Here is a 20,646-nt window from a genome sequence, read left to right as displayed (position 1 = left end):
CTTAGCGGCTATTAACATGGCTAGCGGCTATGACTCAGCGTGGCGTGCGACGTTCAGTAGAAAAGCCTCGCCTTAACGCTAGATAACCTGACACCATGCGATGTTCGCTCTAAACCTAACACCATCATGCTGTTTTACTGTGAGTCACCCTGCTATGAGCGCCCTGCTTACCCCTTCGCGTATAACCTCTCTACAAAATCGCGTTGAGCGCTTGGTCGAGCGCTTTAAACCATGGAGCTGGCTGTGGCCGCCAATGGCTTTTGCGGCAGGCCTGGGCAGTTTTTTCCTTGTTGACCGCCAGCAGTGGCTGGGGGTGGTATTGGCGCTAGGGCTTCTCTTCGCTTGGCTGCTGCTACTTTCAGAAGGCTTAATTAGCCGTTGGCTTGCAAAGCGCGGGCACCCCACGTTGCCCCAGGGCGTCACTACGTTTATCGCCCAAATGATTCACCAAGAAACGCTCTTCTTTACCCTACCGTTCATTTTAATCACTACCGTGTGGAATAGCGGTCAAACGTTATTTGCCGCACTGGTAGTTGGCATGGCGGCGTTATCGATCATTGATCCGCTCTACTACAAGCTAGCGGGTCGCTGGCGTAGCCTCTACTTTATTTTTCATGCCCAGTGCGTCTTTTTGGTCGTCCTAGTGATTTTGCCGATCATGTTTCACCTCACGACCCGCCAAAGCCTGCTATTGGCGCTTGTAATAACCGTACTCGTGGCACTGCCTAGCTTTTGGCATTTACTGAACAAGCGTTCGCTAAAGCACTGGTGCCTATTTTTTGGGCTAACGATGGTGCTAGCGTATGCCGCATGGTTTGGTCGTATTTGGGTGCCGCCTGCAAGCCTATGGATGACCAGTAGCGCGCTGTCACCGGCCTTCAACGTTCAACAGCGCCAGCCGCAAGGCTCTATTGCGCTTACACCACAGGCATTACAAGCCAACGGCCTATATGTTTATACCGCCATACGGGCGCCCCGGGGCTTAAGCGAAACGATCTACCATGCGTGGCACCACAACGGAACGCTTATCGATCTGGTGGAGCTTTCAATTAATGGGGGGCGTGAACAGGGCTACCGGGCCTGGAGCCATAAACTCAATTTCCCCGCAGACCCCTCGGGTAACTGGCGCATCGACATCATGACCGATGGCGGGCAGCGGTTAGGCTTACTTCGCTTTAACGTATCAGATGCCCCGGGTGAGGCCTCTATTGCCGACGGCCATATTAACCCCAGCGGTTTAAGCGGCCTCAATTTACGCCGTTTTATTCCTGGAAGAAGTAGCGACGTCGAGTCGTCAAGCGGGAACTGAATAACAGAACACCTTGCATTCAGCGGTTCAGCTAATGACAATTCCTCTACTTACACTTACTGGTAGCCAATTGCTATGCCGTCATCCATTGGTTTTCGTCTCGCCCGCTTGCCGCACTTGTGGCGCTCTATCATCGACCGCAGGCTAGCCCCACTGGGGCTAACACAAACCCGCTGGGTCACGCTTTACCATCTTTGGAAACTTGGGGAAGGCAACCCTCAGTGCGATCTTGCCCGTGCGATTGGGGTTGAAGCCCCTTCATTAGTGCGCACCCTTGGCCAGTTGGAAGAGCAAGGCTTGGTAGAGCGCCGCGCCTGCGATAATGATCGCCGCAGTAAACGCATCTACCTGACCCCGGCGGCCATGCCGCTGCTTGAGCAAATAGACAGCGTCGTTCAAGAAGCACGCAAAGAGATGCTGGCAGGGCTGGGTGAAAATGAGCTGGAAAAACTAGATGGGTGGCTTGGGCTAATTGAGTCTAACGGGCTTGCCATACAAGCACGGGACCAAGGCCCCCCCAGCGAATAAACGATGAATAGCGCCGCGACTAGCCGCTACGTACTAAAAGCGGCGCTCTGGGTGTTGAGTGCCTAATGGCTTACTAACGGGTTTGTCAGATAGCCCGCCGAGTGCATTTTTCAGCTGGTTAAAGTCATCTAAGTAGGTGCTAAATCGCTCGGCGTTTTGAGACTCCCACCACCATAGGGTAAGCGAGCGCGGAGTAGATTCGATAACTAGCGCATCTTGGGGCAAGCGCTCCAACAGTGCCTTGAAGGGTTCGGTGGCGTTATCGGGTAGCGTTCGTAACGGCGCGATGCGCCACCGCCACCCAGCGTGATAAAGCTCAAGTGCTTCGCTGGCACTTCCCTCCCTTAGCAAAACAAATGTCGGCCCAGGCGCATCCTGCGGATAGTACCAGCGGTATGCAGGCATGGTGCCGCGAAAATGATGCAACGGGGGCTTATCCATTTTAATGGTCACCCCTTGTTTTCTGGCGCTATCACGCAGGGCCATCTGGCGCTTCTGCTTAGGGCTTGGCTTAAGCCACATTACCGGCGCGATCACGAACATCAATATCAAAACGATGATTAACCATTCCATTCTAACCCCACCCTTTTCGGACAAAATGCGTTAGCTATCTGAAAAAACCATGATACAGGTCGTTGTTAAGAGAGCCTTTGAAGCCTAAAGTAAAGAGCATCTAACAAAGTTTCTTCTTTGTTACTTATCGCTAAAGGAGAACAGCCATGAGCTATCGCCACATTCTAGTAGCCGTTGATTTAACCAAAGACTCGCACAAGATTTTAGAGCGTGCTGTGGCTATCGCCGAGCGTAACCAAGACGCTAAAATTTCCATCATGCATACGCTTGAGCCCCTGGGCTTCGCTTACGGCGGCGATATCCCCATGGACCTTACCAGCATTCAAGACCAGTTAGACGAGCACGCTAAAAAACGCCTTGCTGAAATTGCATCGCCGCATATTTCTCAAGCCAATCAACATGTCGTGGTCGGCATGCCAGACACTGAAATCCACCGCTTTGCCGAAGAGCACGATGTTGATTTAATCGTGGTAGGTTCACACGGTCGGCATGGGTTTGCCCTGCTACTTGGCTCCACATCCACTGGCGTTCTGCACGGTGCTCAGTGCGATGTACTTGCGGTGCGTGTGGGTAAAAAAGGCGAAAAGAGCGACGAATAAACTGTTAGCGCTCAAAAGTCAGTTACAAGGCGCCCATTATGGGCGCCTTGTTTGTTGTTCGACACTATTCGCCGTTAGCCATGGCCTCTAGCTCCATCCAGCGCTCCATAGCCACTTCCAGCGCTTGCTGCACGCCTTCCAGCTGTTGCAGCTTGGCGGTCACGCTACTGGCGTCCTGCTGGTAAAAATCAGGATTGCCTATTTCTTGCTCTAATGCCTCAACCTCACTTTCCAGCCGCTCTATTTCACCAGGCAACGTATCTAGTTCCCGCTGCAGTTTGTAGGAGAGTTTAACGGCTTTCTTAGCAGGCTCGACAATCGGCGGCTCAGGCGTTTTTTCCACCGCTTTGCTGGTCGGTTCGGTATTCTGGCGCGCTGCGCCATCCCAGGGTGCAGGTGGCAACTTGCCCCCTTGGCGAATCCAATCCGTGTAGCCACCGACGTACTCCCGCACACAACCCTCACCCTCGAAGGCCAACATGCTGGTGACAACGTTATCCATAAACGTCCGGTCGTGGGAAACCAACAGCAGCGTGCCGTCAAAGTCCAGCAGCAGCTCTTCAAGCAGCTCCAATGTTTCCATATCCAAGTCGTTGGTCGGCTCATCCAGCACCAGCACATTGGCAGGCTGCGTAAACAACTTGGCCAGTAGGAGCCGATTGGATTCACCGCCGGAAAGTGCTTTCACCGGTTGGCGCACACGGTCCGGTGTGAACAGGAAGTCCTGAAGGTAGCTCATCACGTGGCGATCTTTCCCGCCAACGCTGACCCGATCGCTGCCTTGGGCAACGTTATCGTAAACGGTTTTTTCCAGCTCCAGGCCAGCACGCAGCTGATCGAAGTAGGCCACCTGCAAATTGGTGCCCAACTGGACGCTACCCTCGGTTGGCGCAAGCTCGCCTAGCAAAATTTTCAGCAGCGTGGTTTTACCAGCGCCGTTGCGGCCTAAGAAGCCAATGCGGTCGCCGCGCATTGCTTCAAGGTTTACATCACGCAGGATAACCTCGTTTCCAAACCGTTGCGTGACACCTTTCAGTTCGACTACCCGCTTACCGGTGCGCTCGCCGCTATCCACCGTGAGATTGGCCGTACCTTGGCGTTCGCGGCGCTGGCTACGTTCCAATCGCATTTGTTCCAGCTCACGCACTCGGCCTTCGTTACGGGTACGACGCGCCTTGACGCCCTGACGGATCCAAACCTCTTCCTGAGCCAGCTTCTTATCAAACAGCGCGTTTTCTCGGGCTTCTACTTCCAGCTCGTGCTGCTTACGCTCTTGATATCCAGCGTAGGTACCCGGGTAACGACCCAACTTTCCTCGGTCTAGCTCAAGGATATTGGTCGCCAATTTAGATAAAAAAGCCCGGTCGTGGGTAATCAGCAATACCGCGCCGTTAAAGGCTAACAGTTGCTCTTCCAGCCACGCGATGGTGTCTAGGTCCAGGTGGTTGGTAGGCTCATCCAGCAGCAACAGGTCAGGCTCTGAAACCAGCGCACGCGCCAACGCAACGCGGCGCCGCCAACCGCCGGAAAGCGCGCTCATTTCAGCTTCAGGCGGCAGCCCTAAGCGGGTGAGAACGACATCGATACTCTGATGAAATGACCAGCCGTCAATAGCCTCAATGCGGGTTTGCAGCTTGGCCATGCGATTCATATCAGGGTCGGGCTCATTGATTAAGTGCTGATATTCAGACAGCAGCTCCCCGGCCTCGGGCAACCCTTGGGCGACCATATCAAAAATAGTCATACCGGAGGATTCTGGTAGCTCCTGGGCCAGCACGCCGATTTTCAAACCCGGAGCGCGCCAAATCGAGCCATCATCGGCTTGAATATCACCTGCCACCAATTTCAACAACGTTGACTTACCGGTGCCGTTGCGCCCGACCAGCGCTAGCCGCTCGCCTTTTTCAACCGTTAGGTCGGCGCGGTTAAGTAGTACTTGGGTGCCATAGGCGAGTTGCAGCTGTTCGAGTCGTAACAAGGTCACGCAGTATCCTCCTTCGTCGTGAGGCGCACAGTGTAACGCATGCACTGCATAAGAGGGGCAACCTTGTAGAGGCGAAGATCACATCGTGCTAACGTCGTGTCAATATTCGATAATCATTACGTAGCGTCTGGGACGTTATGAGGGCAGGTGTGCAGTGACAGTGACTGTTTCGATGCACTTCGTGAACGAGCTGCTTTATGGCTTACCGGGCAGCGTGCAGTCTCAAAACCGCTATTTAGAACAGGCGGGAATTTCTCCTTTTTTATTAAGCGCGCCCAACGGGCGGGTCACTGTTGAACAATTTGCTGAGCTTTATCGGCTTATCGCCCTTGAGTTAGACGATGAGACACCGCGTTTTTTTTCACGCCCGCTGCGCTGCGGCACCCTGAAGCTACTCTGTTTAAGCTTGTTAGATGCCCCCACGCTGCACGTCGCCTTGCACCGCTATACACAGTTTTTCAGAATTATGCTGGACGATTTCAGTTACGCTTTTTCTGTTAACAATGGCGTGGCACGCATGGCGTTAGTTGAACATGCTGCTCTACCGGGTAGCCGCATTCTAGTTCATGAGCTAATGCTGAAACTGTTCCACGGCATTGCTTCGTGGATGATCGCCCGCAAGATTCCCCCTGTCTTAATGGAGTGTAATTACGCGCCGCCCTCCTATAACGCCGACTACCTCTATTTCTATCCTGGTAAGGTGCGCTTTAATCAACCCCAAACCGCCATGTCGTTTGATCAATCGCTATTAAATCACCCTATCCGCCAAACCAAACAGCACTTAGGCGCGTTTTTACAGCGCGCCCCGGCCGACTGGTTTTATGTCTCGTTTGAAGAGCAGCTGTTAACTCACCGGGTGCGCGAACATCTAAGGCGACATTTACCTGCGGCGGCCAACGTTGCCCATGTTGCCGACGCGCTGCATATGTCGGTGCGCACGTTGTCACGCCGACTAAAATTGGAAGGCACGCATTTCCAAGCGGTAAAAGATGAATTTCGCCGCGATTATGCGGTTCAGGCTTTAACCCGCAGTGCTCAGCCGCTTACCTCTATTGCCGATACGCTCGGGTTTGAAGACTTAGCCTGCTTTAGCCGCGCATTTAAACAGTGGACCGGTAATTCGCCCGCCGCCTATCGAAAAGCGCGTGCGGCGAGCGTCAAACAGTAATTCCTTATATTTTTCCCTTATATTTCTGTTCGAATGCGCTTTTTATCCAGTTTGCCGACGCTGGTTTTAGGGATTTCATCAACCATACGGATAAGCGATGGAATGCCCCAGCGGTTGATAGCGCCCTGCTCGACGAACTGCTCCATAAAGGCTTGCACCTCCTCTGCCGTGGGCGGGTTCTTCAGATCGCTGGGCACCACTAACGCAGCCGGGCGCTCACCCCATTTATCATCGGCAACGCCAATCACAGCCACCTCAGCAACGCCTGGGCACTGGCTGATATAGCTTTCCAGCTCAAGCGATGAGAGCCACTCCCCGCCGGTCTTAATAACATCTTTAATGCGGTCACTAATGGCTAAGAAGCCGTGCTCGTCAATGGAGCCCACATCGCCTGTATGTAGCCAACCATCACGCCATAACTCTTCGCTGCGCTTTTCTTCTTTGTAGTAGGCCTGAGTGAGCCAGGGTGCTTGGGCACGTACTTCGCCGACACTTTCACCATCATGGGGTAGCGGTTTGCCGTCGGTATCAACCACTTGTAACTTAACCAAGGGCACTGGTAGGCCAGCCTTGCAGCGCCAAGGAAGCTGGGTATCGAAGTCCGCCTCACCCACCTCACGGGGCAGAATATCCGCTGTAAGCAGCGGGCATGTTTCCGACATGCCGTAGGCGCTGCGCGTATCAATACCCAGCGACCAAGCGCGACTGGCCAACGCCTGGGTTAGCGCGCTGCCCCCTACCAGCACTTTCCAGCCACTTAGGTCTACTTTTTTCGACGCAATCGCATCCGCACTGACCACCATATTCAGCAGCGTGGGAACGCAGTGAGAAAAATCGACCTTTTCACTAACCAGCAGCTTGACCAGCATCTCGGGCTCGTATTTGCCCGGGTACACCTGGGTGGCCCCCATCAGTGTGGCGGTATAGGGCACGCCCCATGCATGCACATGGAACATTGGCGTGATGGGCATGTAGACCTTGTCACGATTGAGCAGCTCAAAGCCCGGTGCCTGGAAGGTACTGGCTTCACCCAGGGTATGCAGCACTAACTGTCGATGCGTAAAAAACACCCCTTTGGGATTACCGGTAGTGCCTGTGGTGTAAAACAGCGTGGCCACGGCATTTTCATCAAAGATAGGGAAATCGTAATGACTGGGTTGCTCACTTAATAACGCCTCAAACTCCCCCACCAGAGGTAACGACGTGTTGACGTCTCTCGCCTCCTCCTGGCACAGCATGTAACCGTGAATATTGGGTAACTTATCCGCTAGAGGCTCAAGCAGTGGCACAAAGTCTTCGTGCACCAGTACGAACACATCTTCGGCGTGCTCCATGGTGTACAGAATCTGCTCGGGCGCTAAGCGCACGTTCACCGTGTGTAGCACAGCGCCAATCATGGGAATGGCGAAGAAGCATTCAAGGTAACGGTGGCTGTCCCAATCCAGAACGGCCACCACATCCCCTGCTTTTACGCCCTTTGCCGTTAGCGTATGGGCAAGCTGATGCACCCGTTCACGAAAACGTCGGTAATCGTGGCGGCACTGGTCGCGATAAACAATTTGATTGTTACCCGCCATACGCACGCCTGACTCAAGCAAGTCGCCGATTAACAGTGGAGAATTAGTCGCGGAAGGCGTTGGAGGAATAATCTTGGGCGTTATCGTCGACATAAATACTCACCTTTTTGATTGTGTTGGCAAAATTAACCTATGCGTTCAAGAAGTAACCTTTACGCCTGAGCCCAGAATCACCAGCGCTCAATCAACAGTGCAATGCCCTGCCCACCGCCGATACACAGCGTCACTAGACCAAAACGGCCCCCGGTACGCTCTAATTCATGCAAGGCTTTTAAGATTAAGATAGCGCCTGTGGCACCTACCGGATGACCCAGCGCCACCGCACCGCCGTTAGGATTCAATTTTTCTAGTGGGAAACCCAGGGTGCCGGCAACGGCCATTGCTTGAGCCGCAAAGGCTTCATTGGACTCAATGACATCGATATCGTTGATGTGCAGCCCCGCTTGCTGAAGGCAGCACTTAACGGCGGGTATTGGCCCCAGCCCCATCAGCGAAGGCTCTACACCGGCCGTTGTAGCCACCCGCAGCCGTGCACGCGGGGTTAAGCCACGCGCCTTGGCTTCCTCTGCGTGGGCCAGCACTAACGACGCCGCACCATCATTAATACCGGAGGCGTTACCCGCCGTCACGATCCCATCTTTCTTGAACGCCGGCTTTAGACGAGCTAAATCGCTAAGTTCGACGCCTTCACGCACATGCTCGTCGCGTTTAAAGGAGATCGTCTGTTTGCCTTGGGCAACCTCAACGGCCACGATTTGCTCATCAAAGCGCCCTTCGGCAATCGCTCGGGCCGCCTTGTGGTGGCTATCGACGGCAAACTGATCCAGCTGCTCGCGGGTTAAGCCATACTGCTTAGCGATATTTTCTGCTGTCATCCCCATGTGCCCACTGCCAAACGGGTCGCTGAGAATGCCTAGGGTAAGATCCTGAATATTGGCATCCCCCATGCGTATTCCATTACGCGCCTGGGGTGGCAGCACATAGGCACCTCGTGACATGGACTCTGCCCCACCCGCTAGCGCCAGACGACTATCGCCCAGTGCAATTTGCTGGGCAGCCGACACCACGGCTTGCACACCGGAACCACACAGCCGGTTCACGTTAAAGGCGCCCGCTTCTTTGGGAGCACCGGCATTCAATGCAATGTGCCGCGCAAGATAGGCATCCTGGGGGCCGGTGGTAATAATGTGCCCATACACCGAGTGGTCAATATCCTCGCCCGCAACGCCCGCTCGACGAAGCGCTTCCTGAGCAGTAATCGTCCCTAGTTCAAAAGGCGCCAGCGATGAGAGTGTCCCCCCAAATCCTCCAATGGCAGTGCGGGCACCGCCCAAAATGACAACGCTATCCAGTTGCATGTGAACTCCTTAATCATGGCGCCCGGCTGAGGGATTATGCGACTTTTCCCAGCAGCGAACGCGCGACAACTTCTTTCATAATTTCCGAACTGCCTGCATAAATAGTTTGTACGCGGGCGTCCAAGTAAAAGCGTGAAATGGGGTATTCATGGGTATAGCCATAACCACCAAACAGCTGAAGACAACGATCAACAGCACGGCACTGGAGCTCGCTAAGCTGTAGTTTTAGGATAGCTGCATCCGTGCTGGTCATCGTGCCATGGCGGTACTTATCGACACATTGGTCAAAATACGCCCGCGCCATGTCTAGCTGCGCTTTTATTTCAGCCAGCGTAAAGCGGGTATTTTGGAAATCAGCCACCCGCTGGCCGAAAGCGTGGCGCTGGGTTACGTAATCAAGCGTCAACGCGAGCGCCCCTTCAACGGCACCCAACGCTTGGGCGCCAACCCCTAACCGCTCCCGGGGCAGCTCTTGCATCAAGTAACGAAAACCCGCGCCTTCTTCGCCCAATAAGGCGCTGTGTGGCAACAACAATTGGTCAAACGCCAGTTCTGCCGTGTCGCTGGCATGCTGGCCAATTTTCTTGATCGGCTTACCCCGCGAAAAACCAGGTAACGTCGTGTCTACCAAAAATAGTGATACCCCTTTCGCCCCTGCACTGGGGTCGGTTTTCGCACAAACGATCACTAGGTCGGCTACTTGGCCATTGGTAATGAACAGTTTGCTGCCGTTAAGCACCCAGCCATCAACGGTTTTATTAGCGCGCGTTTTCATCGCCGCTAAGTCGCTTCCGGCGTGGGGCTCGCTCATGGCGATAGCCCCCAGACATTCCCCTAGGGCCATGGCGGGCAACCACGCCTCACGCTGCTCGTTGGTGCCTAGGTTTTGAAGATAGGGCATCACAATGTTGGCGTGGATATTGTAAGCACTGGCTAACCCGCCAAAACCTTGGCGGGATATTTCCTCAAGTGCCAGCTGGGTAATGGCAATATCAGCGCCAGCGCCACCCCAGGTGTCATCAAGATCAATCCCTAATAACCCGGCAGCCCCTAGCGCTCTCCAGAGTGAACGGGGTATTTCTCCAGCCTCCTCCCACTGCTGGTAAAAAGGGGCGACTTCTTGCGCCAAACAGCGCGAAATCATGGCATGAAACAGCTCGTTGGTCTGGGCGTCCATGCTTAATCCTTAAGGTCTTGACGAAGGTGACGTTTGAGGATTTTACCTGCCGTGCTTTTGGGCAGTGTGTCGGCAAACACCACGCGCTTAGGCACTTTATAGGGGGCTATTAAGCTTTTCGCATGGTGAATCAGCTCATCTTCGCTAACCTTTTGACCCTCTTTCACCACAACGACCGCGGTAATTGCCTCTATCCATTTCTCATCGGGTAGGCCAACCACCGCCACCTCAGATATAGCCGTATGCTTGAAAAGGGCTTCTTCCACTTCGCGGCTCGCTACCAGTACGCCGCCGGTATTGATAACGTCTTTAATCCGATCAACCACATACAGGTAGCCTGCTTCGTCGAAATAGCCCACGTCGCCGGAGTGGAACCAATCGCTCTGAAAGGCCTCGGCGGTCATATCAGGCTTATCCCAGTAACCTGTCATTAACTGAGGCGAGCGGTGAACAATCTCCCCATGTTCGCCAGGCGCCACATCGTTCATATCTAAATCGACGATGCGAGTTTCCACGGTGAGGATAGGCCGCCCTGCTGAGGCTGGGCGTTCGGCATGCTCTTCTGGACGCAACACCGTGGCTAAAGGGGCAATCTCGCTCTGCCCATAGCAGTTATAAAGCCCTACCCCATGAAAGCGCTGCTGCATCTCTTCCAACACGGGCACCGGCATAATGGAGGCCCCGTAATACGCTTTTTTAAGGCTGGTTAAATCAAACTGATCAAATGTCGCGTGACGCAGCAGGCTGATCCAGACGGTTGGCGGTGCAAAAAACGAGGCGATGTTATGCTCTGAAATCGCAGCGAGACAGCTCTCTGGAAGCGGTGCTTCAAGTAGATAAACGGGGGCACCCAGCAGCAGGGCGGGCATTAAAAAAACATGCATCTGCGCCGAATGGTAAAGCGGCAAAGCAGCCAACATCGCGTCGTCACTGTTTATATCCAGCTCAACCATGCAGGCCATGTATTCAGCCATTAATGCCTGATGACTCATCATCGCGGCTTTGGGTGCTGCGGTGGTTCCCGAGGTGTAAAGCAGTTGGGCTAAGCTACTTCCTTCTAGCGCCACATCGGGCTCATGGGATGCTTGAGAAGTTCGTGCACAGGTCAGCACGTCAAAGTCTGTTGGGCCGCCTTCGTCAGCGGCGTACAGGGTTCCCGCTAGAGTTAAACCCAAACCTTGTGTCGCTTCAGCGACTTTATCGGCTAGCACAGTATCGCTGAGCAGCCCTTTCGCCCCCGACTGCTCCAGGATATAGCGCAGTTCTTCGCTGCTAAGCGCAAAGTTAATGGGGACATGCACAAGCCCGGCCTTGGTGGCGGCCAGCCAAGCAATCACGTAGGCGTCTGAGTTCTTGCCGTATACCGCCAACCGGTCCCCTGGCGAAAGCCCTGCCTCCAGCAGGCCATTGGCGACTTGGTTAGCAGCGTTATTGAGCGCTTGATAATTCCATGCCCGCTCACCAAAGGTAAGCGCTGGCCGCTGTGCGTACTTGCGAGCGCTGCGATTTAACGCAGCGCCGATGGTATTGCGGTGGATTAAATGCGTGTTCGACATGCCAAGTCCTTATTAGTGTTGTGCTTGATTGGCAGGGCGTTAGCTATTAACGAGCGGGCAAACGCTTTCAGATAGCGGCCGAAACGCTTCTTCGGCGGGAATAGTGCGCACCACTCGGAAAAGGTCATTTTCGTCTGCAGACTCATCCGGCGATTTCACCTCAACTAGATACATGTCGTGCACCATCCGGCCATCTTCACGGATGTAGCCGTTGGTGGCGAAAATATCGTTAATCGGGGTGTCGGCCATCTGTTGGCGAACTGTTTGGGTATCGTCTGTACCCGTGGCTTCAATCGCTTCTAAATAATGAAGGGTACTAGAGTAGAGGCCCGCGTGAACCATCGTTGGCATACTGCCAGTACGCTCGCGGAAGCGCTCTGCCCAGGCACGCGTTTCTTCGTTTAAATCGTAGTACCAGGCTTTTGTGAACTGCAGCCCCTGGGCATTTTCCAGACCGATACTGCGTATGTCAGTGCTGAACAGCACCATGCCCGCTAAAATTTGGCCCGCTTGCGTAATACCAAACTCCCCAGCTGTTTGAACGGCATTAATGGTATCGCCGCCGGCATTATTTAAGGCAATGACGTCAGCGCCAGACGCTTGGGCCTGAAGCATAAAAGAGGAGAAATCATTATTGGGGAATGGGTGTCGCGCGCGTCCTACTACGGTGCCACCATTTTCGGTAACCACACGCTCCACATCGGCCTCAAGGGCGTGGCCAAACGAGTAGTCGGCGCTTAACAGATACCAGTTCTTGTAGCCTTCATCGGTAATCGCTTTTGCCGTACCGTTGGACATAGCCCAGGTATCATAGACCCAGTGGATATGGTTAGGGGAGCAGTGCTCGTTAGTCACCCCAGAAGATACCGCGCCATTCACCAGGCCCAATTTATCCGCGTCTTCTAAAAGCCTAACAGCCGCCAATGTGACCGATGATGCCACTAAGCCTGTGACCATATCGACATTGCGCTCATCAATCCATTCGCGCACAACGCTTGATCCTACATCCGGGCTATTACGATCATCGGCACTGAAAACCACAATGTTGGCGCCGTGCACGCTGCCACCCACATCTTCAATCGCCATCTCAATGGCATCTTGCCCTAGAGGGCCAATGGGATCTCGATAAACACCTGACATATCAGCTAGGTAGCCAATTCGAATTTCATTATCCGAAATACCATTACTGGCAAAAGCGCTTGGGGCAACGCTAGCAGCAAGCAGGGCAGCCGATAGCGTAGACAGCGTGAAAGTTCGTGATAGTCGCATAGTTATTAACCTGTCTATTGTTGTTATTGGGTAGGCCTTAATGGCGCTTTAGGCCGTGGCTCTTATTCATAGTAAGAGTAAAAATCGCTTATCTGTTTACCTATCAAGCCAGTTTTTTTGCAATTCGTGCCATTCGTAGCCGCAATCGACTGTCATGCTCCATTAGTCGATACCGCTTACCAGCGTTACAATAGGGTTTTGCCGTTGAGTAGGAGCAAGGTGTGGGCACACCCTATACGGATGAATTTTTACCCGACGCGCTGCAATTTCGTCCCGATACGCCGCTGGTGGATATTGGCGCAAACCTGACCCACGAGAGCTTTCAGCGTGACCTTGGTGATGTCATTGCCAGAGCGAAAGCAGCCAATGTGACTGCGCTGATTGTTACCGGCACGGATATCGAACATGCCGAACAAGCAGTTGCTATGGCGCAACAGTTTAAAGGCGTATACGCAACCGCAGGGGTTCACCCTCATGACGCCAAAGGCTGGAACAGCGATGTAGCGAACCAACTGAAAGCGCTTCACGGGCAGCCTGAAGTTGTCGCTGTTGGTGAGTGCGGGCTAGACTTTAACCGCAACTTTTCGACACCTCAGGCGCAAGAGCGAGCCTTTGAAGCTCAGTTAGGTTTAGCCGTTGAAAGCGGTTTGCCACTTTTCTTGCATGAGCGCGATGCGGGCCAACGCATGAAAGAGATGCTGCGCAGCTGGCGCGATGATATCAGCCAAGCAGTTATTCACTGCTTTACCGCTGACCGCGCAACGCTACATGGCTACCTTGACCTTGACCTTCACATTGGTTTAACCGGCTGGATTTGCGACGAACGTCGAGGCCACTCCCTTCGCTCGCTGGTTAACGATATTCCCCTTGAGCGTTTGATGGTGGAAACCGACTGCCCTTATCTGCTGCCCCGCAACCTTCCTGCAAAATTGAAAGGGCGCCGACACGAGCCAGCCCTGCTACCCTGGATTGTAAAAGAAATTGCCCTTTGGCATAACGTAAGCGAAACAGAGCTAGGCGAGGCAACCACCCGCACGGCTCAGCGTTTTTTCCGCATTGACGCAGCATCTTAATAGGAGTGATAGCGTGGCTGATTATCCAGGATTTATTGCCATTGAGACGGGCGACGAAGATGGCTTGCCACTGGTTATTGCCTGGTCACTGCCCGATGGTCGTATCAAGCAAACGCTGATTCAACCTGATGACAGCTGGATCACAGAAGATACCAATGTAATGGGCGCATATAGTATTGAAGAGCTTGAGAGCTTGGGTGTCAGCCCATTGGATGTGATTCGTGAACTAGAAACCGACTACTTCTCGCAGACGTTGTATACCAGCGACAACGGTGACGATGAAGCAGCCATAGCCCGGCTATTTGATACATACGGCCTTGACCCCTTTGTCGAGCTTGCCCCCGCTAAAGTGCTTTATGACTCGATCAGTGCTAATGAGTGGCATCGGCTACGCAATGAAACATTTAATGATCTAGGCCTTGAGCCCATGCGACCAGAAGATGAAATAGCCGTCATGCTTTCCTTACATCAGCGGCTTACTGAGCAAGATTAAACCGGGCAGGCCGCGTTAGTACTTAATGCTTTTCGCCCCTGCTCAACAGCCATGCTGAGCGTGTCTGAACATTGATAGTAGCGCGTCAACGCAACATAAAAGGCGTTGGCGCGGGTGGGAAGCCCCTCGTCCTGATAGCGCCGAGCCCGAGCAGCTACCTTATGTGAAAACTGCTCACGGTCCACGGCTACCTCCCCCCCGAGATTATCGACGCTGACATGAAACGTGCGGCCGCAGGCATGGGTAAACAGCCGCTCAAGCGCTTGGGGCGCAATTTCGGCTTGCTCGAATGCCTGCTGCTGCTCGGCATTTCGCCCATCAGGTAAATACCAGTAGCCGTAATCTTCCAATTGCCGCCGCCGATTGCCTGCAATACACCAATGGCTTATTTCATGCAGAGCACTGGCAAAATAGCCGCGGGCAAAAATAACCTGGTGGAATGGCGTATCAGGCGTTGCTGGCAGGTAAAGCGGCTCGTCACCGCCTTTTACAAGCCGTGTCATATAGCTCTCTGCAAAAACGCCATCAAATAGCGCCACTATATCGTTCAGCGTCCAACGCCCTTCGTTATGAGTTGTCATGGTGTCACTTTAGCTATCGATTTTGAGCAGTATATCCCAGCGTAACCCGCACACTAAAGTAGTGTGCTGACCCAAGTGAAGACGGAAAAGATTAGCAACTCCTGCTAATCTATCGGCTTTTCCTGGGCCACTTAACTTACTAGGAGCCTGACCTTGGGCGGCTTTGCTAAACAGATCAAATCAACCTATTGGCCAGAAACCCGCATGCTGGTAGCGCTAGCGCTACCCATTTGCGGCGCCCAGCTAGCCCAAGCGGGCATGAGCGTGGTCGATGTGATGATGACTGGGCGTTACAACGCCACTTCCCTGGCGGCAGTATCAGTAGGTTCAAGCCTATGGATGCCACTCATGCTATTTATGACCGGCACGCTGATGGGGCTAACACCGATTGTGGCGCATCTTTTAGGTGGCCAGCGCAATGACGACATTCGCCCTGCCGTGCATCAAGCGCTCTGGGTGGCGCTCGTATTAGGCATCATTGCCGCTCTGTTACTCTGGTTTTCGGTAATGCCCATTTTCGAAGCGATGGATGTACCTAGCGCAGTGGCTAGAGAATCCGCTGCGTATCTTTCTGCGGTGGCCTTTGGCATGCCTGGCATTGCGCTCTTCCAAGCACTTAGGGCCTTCTCAGACGGCATGAACCATACCCGGCCAGCCCTATGGATCAGCTTGGTAGGGCTTACGGTTAATATTCCCAGTAACTACGTATTGATCTATGGCGGCGATGGCCTAACAAATCTCTTAGGTGATTGGCTTCCTAGCACCGTTCAGCAATTACCAGCCCTCGGCGCTTTTGGCTGTGGCATCGCCACAGCCCTTTCGATGTGGACAATGGCGCTCGCGATGGCCTATTACACGCGCCGTGGCCGCACCTACCGCAGTGTCTCATTATGGAAGCAGTTAACGCCGCCTAACCTGGCAGGTATTCGTGAGCTGGTCGTTGTGGGCGTGCCCATTGGGGTCGCTATTTTTGTCGAAGTAACGCTTTTCACTCTTATCGCGCTCTTCATTGCCAGTTTTGGCGAAGTCACCGTGGGAGCCCACCAAATCGCCCTGAGCTATACCACCATTCTCTTTATGCTCCCGATGTCACTCAGCATGGCTCTCACAGTTCGCGTAGGTAATACACTTGGTCGGCAGCGCTTAGCACTAGCCCGTAAAGTCGCCTGGAACGGCATCGTAATCAGCGTAATCGTAGCGATTATCAACAGCTCCCTGATATGGATTACGGCGGAACCGGTAATTTCACTCTACACCTCAAATCCTGACGTTAAGGCACTGGCCCTTACCATCATCGCACTAGCGGTCATTTTCCAACTGTCAGATTCACTACAGGTTAACTTAGCAGGCGCGCTTAGGGGCTATAAAGATACTCGGATCGTGATGATTATTACGGTACTTTCCTACTGGATTGTCGGCCTAGGGGGCGGCCACTGGCTTGGAACTCACGGTATGGGGGGAGTGTCTGAACCACTGGGTGTACATGGTTACTGGATAGGCTTAATCGCAGGGCTCAGCACTGCCGCTGTTTTACTTGGGTGGCGATTAAAGTGGATCAGCCAAAAGGAGTAACCCCTATGACGCCCTTTGGTGCTAAAAACTTTCTAGCCGCACTATCGGTAACCTCCCTGCTAGCAGGGTGCGGCAACAATGATGCCGAGCAACCCTGGGTTGCTTACCATGAGAAGTTGGCCACTGATCTCAACATTTCATCTATTGAGCGCTCCTCTCCACGTAACATTGGTGCCTTTCCTGATCGCCAAAATAGGCAAATCGATGTGCCTGAAATGCGTGAAAGCATGCTTAATATCTATGCCCTAAGGGAGTGTCAAATCACCTCGCTCGTTGCCGCACGCAATAATCAATTAGGACGAGTTGCGCCCCCAAGCCAGCAGTGGCTTTACGAACGTACCCTCTGGCAGCGCCTTAGCGGTTGCTGGAAAACTGAGGCAGTTAGTGAGTTAAGCGATGAAAACCGAGCACGCCTGGAAACGCTCACTTTACAGAAAACCGCTCAGCTACCTGCGGTGAGCTGGAATGCCATCTTCGAATCCTCCGAATGGGAAAAGAGCTTTTCAAGAGCCAGCCACCCCTTAAGTTCAGGAGGTGTAGCAGACCTTTCTCAATACCTAGCTTCCATTGAGTACTTGCACCAAATGGTAGTGAATCAGTTTAGTCTTGAGTGGCAACAGGACTCCTCCACCCTCGAACACCACCTTAAAACACTTCAAGAACGCCCCTTAACGGGAGAGCTATTACGTACACTGCTTCTCGCTGAGCAGCGTTTGAGTGAGGCTAATATCGTGCTTTCAGAACAAGCGCTATCTACTGATACCTGTTTAAGCTCCTGGGAGGCCACTTGGCTTACCACCCTTGAGCAACAGGCTGAGCAGTGGCTTATAGCTGTCAATCAACTGATTGATACTCATGACGTCTCCCCACCTGAGGCCGTTGTGGAGTATCAAAATACGTGGCTTTCATTGAGCAACCCCAGCGCACCCTGGCAGCAATTTCAAACCGCAAAAACTACCCATAATCAGCTCAGAAGCCGCTTTCCAGTATGCAGTATCACGTAAAAAACACGCTACCCTCTTAACCTTATGGTAAACCTGTGCTATTGGTGAACTACGTGGTGAGCAAAAAACTCACCAATGTCGAGACCACGCAGCACAAGGAGGGACACCATGGGCGCATCCCAGTCACCCCACTCTGCCCAGGTCATCGACCTGGATACCGTGCGTCAGCATCATCAGGCGCAAAAATGTTTGATTCGTCTAGCACCTGAGCTAGATGGGTTAGAGATGGTTTACCAGCTCGCTGCGAGTCCCGACACCTACTATGGCCTGCCGATATTGGCATGGGGCCTCCGCAAAGACGGTAGCGTGGTTGGACTAGTGCCCTGGATGGAATCACTGGCGGCTTGCCACGATTTAGACAGCCATGAAAGTGGCCTATTTATCGGTTATCGTGATCCCGAAACCGAAGAGATATTCGAACTCCCTCCCGACCATAAATATGACGAACTAACGGCGGCGGCAAGCTATTTTGAATACGAAGCTTCAGAAGAGGTTTCACTTATTCAGCAACTCCCTGACACCTTAGGCACCCATGCTTTATGCATGAACCACTCTAATGCCCCTTGGCACATGAAAGCCGTTTACGGATGGCGCCTCTACAGCGATGGCAGCGTAGAAGCTTTACTGGCCGATGAGCAGAAGGCCACCATGACGCCAATCTTACTTGGCGATAGGTGCCTGTATGAAGCGCATTTGCGCCATCAAAAGGTGTACTTCTTTCAGCGGCATATCGCCAACCAAATTATGGAAGAGGATCCCGCCACACTAGATGCATTAGCCATGATGGTTGTTCCTCACGGGGAAGCCGATTAAATCAACGGCTTGGCGAGGCTATCCACCATTAGTCGGCACTGGCCTCGCTAAACTCCACAGACTTAAGCTAAACGGATAAAGTAGAAATAGTGGCCAGTTTCCTCGCGCTGCGATAACAGCTCGTGCCCTAGAAACTGACAAAATTTAGGGACATCTCGAGTTGTAGCGGGGTCGGTTGCTATCACTTTAAGCACTTGTCCTGACGCCATGTCGCGCACTTGGTTATGCATCAGCATAATAGGCTCAGGGCAGTAAAGCCCGGTGGTATCCAGCGATGTGTCAAACGCTTGCGTGTCGTCGGTATTAACAGTCATTTATATTCTCGGTTAGGAATCCACAGTATGATAAAAGTAATCATTGAAAGGCGTATTATGCCCGGCCTGGAAGAAGAATTTGAGCAAGCTGCACGCGAAGCCATGCGCGTTTCCCTTGGGGTAAGAGGGTTTGTCGGTGGAGAAACACTGGTAGAGCTTGGCCATACTGATCGGCGCCTAATGATTACCAAATGGCGTGATCTACGCGCTTGGAAAGAGTGGCATGCAAGCGAAGCCCGCGCAGACGCCATGCAGCGTATTTTACCGCTATTAACCGAAGATGAAACCATTCGGGTATACGAGCCGGGCTACTAAAGTCCTCGGCTCGCTTGACCAGTCATTAATTAATTAACCTTACGTGAACCGTCACCTCTTCCCGATCATGGTAGAGGTGACGACAGGAAATGTTAGCCCGCACCCCCGCTTCCGCCAACGTCTCTTCCAACGATGTTAAGCAGCGAGTCACCTCATCCCAGCGCTTTTTCATGGGTAACTTAAGATTAAAAATCGCCTCGCGACACCACTTACGCGTTAGCCACCGCTCCACCATTGCCAGCACGCGTACAGGTTTATCAACAATATCGCATACCAGCCAATCAAGCCGCTGAGGGGGCTCCCAGCTAAAGCCATCCTCTTTAAGATGATCAATCTGCCCAGTCGCCATTAGCGATTTATCCATCGGCCCATTATCGATGGCGTAAACATACATACCCCGCTGAACCAGCTGCCAGGTCCAACCACCTGGGGCTGCCCCTAAATCTGCTGCCTGCATATGTGCCGAGAGCCGGTCATCCCACTGCTCACGAGGAATAAACTCATGCCACGCCTCTTCTAGCTTAAGCGTTGAGCGGCTAGGCGCTCGAGAAGGGAAGCGCAAGCGACGGATGCCGTTAATCAGTTCACTCCGATTATCGGGGAAGCTCATGCCCAGTTGAACGCGATCGCCATCGGTCCAAAAAATATGCAACCGACGCCCCCCGGCTTTACCGCGCAGAGCACCACGTTTTTTTAGCATGCTTTGCAACGGCTTAGTCAGCGCTTTAATCAAGCCTGCCAATGCTTTTCCATCATTGGTATCGGGAGTTTCATGCCAAATTTCTTCAAAGCTCCACCGACTTGCCTTCACTTGATCCAGAATAGCGGTCAAGCGATCTTCCCTAGAGAGTGTTAGCGCTGGCAGCGCAGCTAGGCTTTGGCGTGCAAAAATAAGCCGCTTAAATGCAGCCTGGCGGTGCACGTCATTGATCGGCTCTCCATCTAAACGTGTCAAACTCACCCACCCCTCCCCCTGCGCAGGCTCACAGGAGACACCTTGCTGTTTAGCGTGGTGCTGCATTTCTGACAGCGCATCGCCTTCAAAACCTGGTCGGCAGTAAACCAGCCACGACGTGGGTACCGTTTCACTCACCTATTCACCTCAATGTTTACCTAATAAAATTGAAATAGTTATCTAACTGATTATTAAAGCGCATCATAGCACTTATCTAGCAGGGGTTATTTTGTTTAGCGCATAGCAAAAAGCCCCGAACACAGTGTGCTCGGGGCTTTTCTTAATAAGTGCCTGACGATGACCTACTCTCGCATGGGGAGACCCCACACTACCATCGGCGCTAAGCGGTTTCACTGCTGAGTTCGGCAAGGGATCAGGTGGTTCACGCTCGCTATGGTCGTCAGGCGTAACTGGCGATGTATATCATG

The 20,646-nt window shown here is 53.1% G+C and carries 20 protein-coding genes and 1 rRNA gene; 10 read left to right on the top strand and 11 right to left on the bottom strand.

Going from position 1 to position 20,646, the window contains the following annotated elements:
- Positions 1–154: 154 nt before the first annotated feature.
- Both MOY_RS10715 and slyA read left to right on the top strand, forming a co-directional pair.
- Positions 155–1,309 carry a DUF5924 family protein gene (locus tag MOY_RS10715; protein WP_009099544.1) on the top strand — a complete coding sequence of 385 codons (1,155 nt, stop codon included), beginning with the start codon at positions 155–157 and terminating at the stop codon, positions 1,307–1,309.
- Between the two features lie 75 nt (positions 1,310–1,384).
- Positions 1,385–1,837, top strand: a complete 453-nt coding sequence (slyA, locus tag MOY_RS10710; RefSeq protein WP_009099542.1) for a transcriptional regulator SlyA — start codon at positions 1,385–1,387, stop codon at positions 1,835–1,837.
- Between the two features lie 33 nt (positions 1,838–1,870).
- Here the strand turns inward: slyA and MOY_RS10705 are convergent, their stop codons facing one another.
- On the bottom strand, positions 1,871–2,410 hold the full coding sequence (locus MOY_RS10705) for a hypothetical protein (RefSeq protein WP_009099540.1): 540 nt from the start codon (positions 2,408–2,410) through the stop codon (positions 1,871–1,873).
- A gap of 146 nt (positions 2,411–2,556) precedes the next feature.
- On the opposite strand from MOY_RS10705, the gene MOY_RS10700 reads away from it, so the two are divergent.
- Positions 2,557–3,009, top strand: a complete 453-nt coding sequence (locus MOY_RS10700; protein ID WP_009099538.1) for a universal stress protein — start codon at positions 2,557–2,559, stop codon at positions 3,007–3,009.
- A 64-nt stretch (positions 3,010–3,073) separates the two neighbouring features.
- On the opposite strand, the gene MOY_RS10695 is transcribed toward MOY_RS10700, so the two are convergent.
- Positions 3,074–4,993 carry an ATP-binding cassette domain-containing protein gene (locus MOY_RS10695; RefSeq protein ID WP_009099536.1) on the bottom strand — a complete coding sequence of 640 codons (1,920 nt, stop codon included), beginning with the start codon at positions 4,991–4,993 and terminating at the stop codon, positions 3,074–3,076.
- Between the two features lie 154 nt (positions 4,994–5,147).
- Between MOY_RS10695 and MOY_RS10690 the strand changes: the two genes are divergently transcribed.
- Entirely contained in the window at positions 5,148–6,161 is a 1,014-nt protein-coding gene (locus MOY_RS10690) for an AraC family transcriptional regulator (protein ID WP_105208888.1), read from the top strand.
- 17 nt (positions 6,162–6,178) lie between these two features.
- Here the strand turns inward: MOY_RS10690 and MOY_RS10685 are convergent, their stop codons facing one another.
- From MOY_RS10685 to MOY_RS10665, 5 genes are all read right to left on the bottom strand, one after another.
- The gene (locus tag MOY_RS10685) at positions 6,179–7,831 is read right to left on the bottom strand and encodes a fatty acid--CoA ligase (protein ID WP_009099532.1); all 1,653 of its coding nucleotides are present in this window, start codon (positions 7,829–7,831) and stop codon (positions 6,179–6,181) included.
- A gap of 77 nt (positions 7,832–7,908) precedes the next feature.
- Positions 7,909–9,096 (bottom strand): beta-ketothiolase BktB, encoded by a 1,188-nt coding sequence (bktB, locus tag MOY_RS10680; RefSeq protein ID WP_009099529.1) that lies wholly within the window; start codon positions 9,094–9,096, stop codon positions 7,909–7,911.
- Positions 9,097–9,130: 34 nt separating this feature from the next.
- Positions 9,131–10,273: an acyl-CoA dehydrogenase family protein gene (locus MOY_RS10675; RefSeq protein WP_009099528.1), complete on the bottom strand. Its 1,143-nt coding sequence runs from the start codon at positions 10,271–10,273 to the stop codon at positions 9,131–9,133.
- 2 nt (positions 10,274–10,275) lie between these two features.
- Positions 10,276–11,829: a fatty acyl-CoA synthetase gene (locus tag MOY_RS10670; protein ID WP_009099525.1), complete on the bottom strand. Its 1,554-nt coding sequence runs from the start codon at positions 11,827–11,829 to the stop codon at positions 10,276–10,278.
- Between the two features lie 39 nt (positions 11,830–11,868).
- Positions 11,869–13,098, bottom strand: coding sequence for an ABC transporter substrate-binding protein (locus MOY_RS10665; protein WP_009099522.1), 1,230 nt, complete (start codon positions 13,096–13,098; stop codon positions 11,869–11,871).
- Positions 13,099–13,319: 221 nt separating this feature from the next.
- On the opposite strand from MOY_RS10665, the gene MOY_RS10660 reads away from it, so the two are divergent.
- On the top strand, positions 13,320–14,171 hold the full coding sequence (locus MOY_RS10660; protein ID WP_009099521.1) for a TatD family hydrolase: 852 nt from the start codon (positions 13,320–13,322) through the stop codon (positions 14,169–14,171).
- 13 nt (positions 14,172–14,184) lie between these two features.
- Complete coding sequence (locus MOY_RS10655) at positions 14,185–14,664, top strand: hypothetical protein (RefSeq protein ID WP_009099520.1); 480 nt, start codon at positions 14,185–14,187, stop codon at positions 14,662–14,664.
- On the opposite strand, the gene MOY_RS10650 is transcribed toward MOY_RS10655, so the two are convergent.
- The gene (locus tag MOY_RS10650) at positions 14,661–15,245 is read right to left on the bottom strand and encodes an elongation factor P hydroxylase (protein WP_009099519.1); all 585 of its coding nucleotides are present in this window, start codon (positions 15,243–15,245) and stop codon (positions 14,661–14,663) included. The genes MOY_RS10655 and MOY_RS10650 overlap by 4 nt on opposite strands.
- 153 nt (positions 15,246–15,398) lie before the next feature.
- On the opposite strand from MOY_RS10650, the gene MOY_RS10645 reads away from it, so the two are divergent.
- The 3 genes from MOY_RS10645 (at position 15,399) to MOY_RS10635 (ending at position 18,634) form a co-directional block, all read left to right on the top strand.
- Entirely contained in the window at positions 15,399–16,817 is a 1,419-nt protein-coding gene (locus MOY_RS10645; protein WP_009099518.1) for an MATE family efflux transporter, read from the top strand.
- Positions 16,818–16,822: 5 nt separating this feature from the next.
- Positions 16,823–17,821 (top strand): DUF3080 family protein, encoded by a 999-nt coding sequence (locus MOY_RS10640; RefSeq protein WP_009099517.1) that lies wholly within the window; start codon positions 16,823–16,825, stop codon positions 17,819–17,821.
- A gap of 108 nt (positions 17,822–17,929) precedes the next feature.
- Positions 17,930–18,634: a hypothetical protein gene (locus MOY_RS10635; RefSeq protein WP_009099516.1), complete on the top strand. Its 705-nt coding sequence runs from the start codon at positions 17,930–17,932 to the stop codon at positions 18,632–18,634.
- A 62-nt stretch (positions 18,635–18,696) separates the two neighbouring features.
- Here MOY_RS10635 and tusA read toward each other — a convergent pair whose 3' ends face one another.
- Entirely contained in the window at positions 18,697–18,948 is a 252-nt protein-coding gene (gene tusA / locus MOY_RS10630; RefSeq protein ID WP_009099515.1) for a sulfurtransferase TusA, read from the bottom strand.
- A 27-nt stretch (positions 18,949–18,975) separates the two neighbouring features.
- On the opposite strand from tusA, the gene MOY_RS10625 reads away from it, so the two are divergent.
- Positions 18,976–19,263, top strand: a complete 288-nt coding sequence (locus tag MOY_RS10625) for an antibiotic biosynthesis monooxygenase family protein (protein WP_009099513.1) — start codon at positions 18,976–18,978, stop codon at positions 19,261–19,263.
- A 25-nt stretch (positions 19,264–19,288) separates the two neighbouring features.
- Here MOY_RS10625 and rlmM read toward each other — a convergent pair whose 3' ends face one another.
- Together rlmM and rrf are read right to left on the bottom strand one after the other, a co-directional pair.
- Positions 19,289–20,356, bottom strand: a complete 1,068-nt coding sequence (rlmM, locus tag MOY_RS10620; RefSeq protein WP_009099511.1) for a 23S rRNA (cytidine(2498)-2'-O)-methyltransferase RlmM — start codon at positions 20,354–20,356, stop codon at positions 19,289–19,291.
- A gap of 151 nt (positions 20,357–20,507) precedes the next feature.
- Positions 20,508–20,623 (bottom strand): 5S ribosomal RNA (rrf, locus tag MOY_RS10615).
- Positions 20,624–20,646 lie beyond the last annotated feature (23 nt).

Origin of the sequence: Halomonas sp. GFAJ-1, assembly GCF_000236625.2 — a bacterium.
In the GTDB taxonomy this organism is placed as follows: domain Bacteria; phylum Pseudomonadota; class Gammaproteobacteria; order Pseudomonadales; family Halomonadaceae; genus Vreelandella.
This window is presented reverse-complemented; position numbering and strand designations above follow the sequence as displayed.